Here is a 2,797-nt window from a genome sequence, read left to right as displayed (position 1 = left end):
GCCCGCACGAATCGCTCGCAAGGTAGGCCTAAACGATTCATGCGCTCAAGCGTCATGAAGAAGAAGTCGTTCGCGCCGGTTCCGACACCACGCATCACTCGGGCGAAGTCACCCAGCACATACTTGTGAGTTTGGGTAGGCACACGCTCGCGTGATAATCCGGTTAGTATGCCTTCACGCCTATCTCGGCGAATGGCGAGCAAGTCTGCTGAATCCAGCTCGCCAAAGCTGCGTCGCACCCAGTCGGCGACCACACCCGTCCCCGGCCGATAACACCTTGCCCAGTAAAACTCATCCGTAGGCGATGATTTACGAATGAAGAGGACGAGTGGATTCGTATCCACGCCGGGAAAAGGGGATGCTTCGGGTGCGAACGTCAGTATGGCATCGAGCGCAAAGTGGGTTGTGATCCAGCTCCATAGATCGAGAGCGAATCTGCCTTCACAAGTGTCTGCTGGCACGATGAAGGCTAATCGGCCGCCCTCTTCGAGCAGCATCAGCGCCTGAATCAGGAAATACACATGCAGCCCGGCGCGTCCATCGAGTGGCTTGCCGATGATCTCTGCGCCTAACCGGCGTAGTCGTGCCTTCGTCGTTTCGGGCAGACGATGGTGGCGGATATATGGCGGGTTCGCAACAATAGCCGGGAATTTGGCGCGCGGCGGTTGCATAACAAAGTCGCCGATTACTACTTGCGCCAAGTCGTCTTGATTCAAGCCGGATGCCGCTGCTTGAGCAAGGGTATGGGGATCAATCTCCATGCCGGCCAGATGCACATTCAGTCCCTTCTCGTCAGCGATCGCTTTTGCCACGCGAAGAAATGCCCCGTGCCAACAGCTGGATCGAAGAGGCTCTCCGCGCCATCGGTTAAAACGTAGGCGACCATCGGCTCGGCAACCCACGTCGGCGTCCAGAATTGCCCGCGTTCCCTCAGCCGTTCTCGCGCTTCCCAAGCTGATGGGATTTGGTAAGCGTCAAGTCTTCGCATTTGCTCGGTCACGCAGCATTTGCAGAGCATCCGTGCTTAAATCCATCCTGCCGCCTTCAAAGTGTATGTAGGGCAAGATGTGACCATTCTTGTCCTCGATAAACTTGGCTTTAAGCTCCGGTTCCTGCGTGGTGTTCCCTACACCATAAGCATAGTGGTAGTAAATTTTGTAGATAACCTTCTCTGTAGTTGCACCACTCGGTGCTTGAAACCTATGCGTATTGGGCAGGATGAGTCCCTGCTTGATTAGCTCTTGTGCTCTGTCAAGAGAGATGCCGAAGGCCACGTCATAAAAGATGTGCCATATATGGACCGGGATGAAATTTGCGTCTTGCCATGCCTGAAGCGGCTTTCGATCCTCTTCCTTCAAAATCAGCGTTGGCACAACCGCACCTTTCTTCAGCCCAGGCTTACCACCGAGCCATTTCCGTGGTCTAAGCTCCGATCCGTAGTCAGGCATATTTCTGCCTTTCCATAGACTGTTTTCACACTCGACGGCCAGTATGGCCATTTGCAGCAGATCTGTTACCGATTTGTTATCCTCAGGAGTAAAAGGGAGCTCGCTCAAACCGCCAATCTTTCGCACCAGTGTATCTACTCGATCCTGCGCCGAACGCGCGAAAATCAACACATCAGGGCGCTTGCTTCTGCCGAGGCCTGCCTTCTCCAGGCGCTCGAAGTAGAGCTCTAGCTCCTTCACACTTGTCAGGCGCAACACCACTCGGGCCGTATGGAATTGCGAAGAACTCACCGGTGTCCTCAACAGCTTGAATGATGCGCTTCTCACTCCATACGCCTTGCGACCAACGCATCAAGAAATCGCTTCCGCGTAGTCGGCGAGGGTTGAGCAAGAAATCAAGCCACGCGATAGGTCCGAATCTTTGCAATCCAAGAGTAATGTCCTCGTCAACGACGCTTAAGAACCGATCGAATAGATGCATCTCGCTCGGGGCAACTTCGCTATAACTTCTTGATCTTCTCGTCAAGCTGGGCCATGCGGCCCTCGAGGCTGTCCTTGAAGCGGTCGAGCGCTTCGGAGAAGGCATCGGTCGCTTCCAGTAACTCGTTGGCCATTTGGCTGGGTGACTTGAGGTTGAGCGGATTAGCCGGATCGGGCAACGGGGCGAAGCCGGTGAACGCACCGCTCGCGTCGCGCGTGGCCAGGCGCACCCCGACGATCGCCTCGCGGTTGATCGGCCCGTAGATATGCGGAAAGCGCGGCGCCGCAGCAGCGGGCGCAACGTCACTGACGGCGGCTTCCGGCGGGATTAGATCGGTCGGCGCGGGCGCCGGTGCCTCCCAGCGCACCTCACTGGTCAACCGAGATTCGTCAATTTCGAGGACGACGAATTCTCCGGGCTTATCCTTGTAGAACGCGTTGGCGACGCGCAGCAACAGTTCGTCACCCTGCGTTGCGTGGATAAAGCCTTCGTTCGCCAGACTGGCAGCGCGATAGGGTTGGTTGGCCGGCGCAGCCTCCCATTCGGCGCGCGGGGTGAGGTGCAGAATCATGCGGAATCCTTCAGCTTCTCTTCGGGATCGAGCATGGCCGGCACGGTGGCGTTGCGACGGGCGATATAGGCCATGAGGATGCTGAACCCGTAGAGCAACAGCAGCGGCACCATGACGATGCTCATGTTGATCGGGTCGGGCGTCGGCGTAATCAGCGCAGCCAGCACGGCGACGATCACCACGGCCCAGCGCCAATGTCGCTTGAGCACGTTCGCGTTGATCACGTTGGCCTTGGCCAGGATGAAGATGAACAACGGCATCTCGAACGCCACGCCCATCCAGAACATCACGCCGGCG

5 protein-coding genes are annotated in these 2,797 nt (G+C 57.0%); all 5 read right to left on the bottom strand.

Going from position 1 to position 2,797, the window contains the following annotated elements; translation table 11 throughout:
- On the bottom strand, positions 1 to 812 hold an 812-nt coding region (locus GXH28_RS15740), incomplete at its 3' end, for an Eco57I restriction-modification methylase domain-containing protein (RefSeq protein WP_206156897.1).
- Positions 779 to 886 carry a hypothetical protein gene (locus tag GXH28_RS17135; RefSeq protein WP_445082665.1) on the bottom strand — a complete coding sequence of 36 codons (108 nt, stop codon included), beginning with the start codon at positions 884 to 886 and terminating at the stop codon, positions 779 to 781. The genes GXH28_RS15740 and GXH28_RS17135, both read right to left, overlap by 34 nt.
- Positions 887 to 974: 88 nt before the next feature.
- Positions 975 to 1,688 (bottom strand): AccI family restriction endonuclease, encoded by a 714-nt coding sequence (locus tag GXH28_RS15730; protein WP_240550458.1) that lies wholly within the window; start codon positions 1,686 to 1,688, stop codon positions 975 to 977.
- 260 nt (positions 1,689 to 1,948) lie between these two features.
- The gene (locus GXH28_RS15725; RefSeq protein ID WP_169239957.1) at positions 1,949 to 2,500 is read right to left on the bottom strand and encodes a DUF952 domain-containing protein; all 552 of its coding nucleotides are present in this window, start codon (positions 2,498 to 2,500) and stop codon (positions 1,949 to 1,951) included.
- Positions 2,497 to 2,797, bottom strand: a 301-nt coding sequence (locus tag GXH28_RS15720; protein ID WP_206156895.1) for a twin-arginine translocase subunit TatC, incomplete at its 5' end; no start/stop codon positions are given. The genes GXH28_RS15725 and GXH28_RS15720, both read right to left, overlap by 4 nt.

Origin of the sequence: Candidatus Roseilinea sp. NK_OTU-006 (assembly GCF_012931985.1) — a bacterium.
Lineage (GTDB): Bacteria > Chloroflexota > Anaerolineae > J036 > Brachytrichaceae > JAAFGM01.
Note: the sequence above shows the minus strand (reverse complement) of the source record. Positions and strands in the feature narration are given on the sequence as shown.

Coding starts and splice junctions, on each gene's coding strand:
- GXH28_RS17135 (WP_445082665.1), bottom strand. CDS start 886: ATGGTCGCCTACGTTTTAACCGATGGCGCGGAGAGCCTCTTCGATCCA.
- GXH28_RS15725 (WP_169239957.1), bottom strand. CDS start 2,500: ATGATTCTGCACCTCACCCCGCGCGCCGAATGGGAGGCTGCGCCGGCC.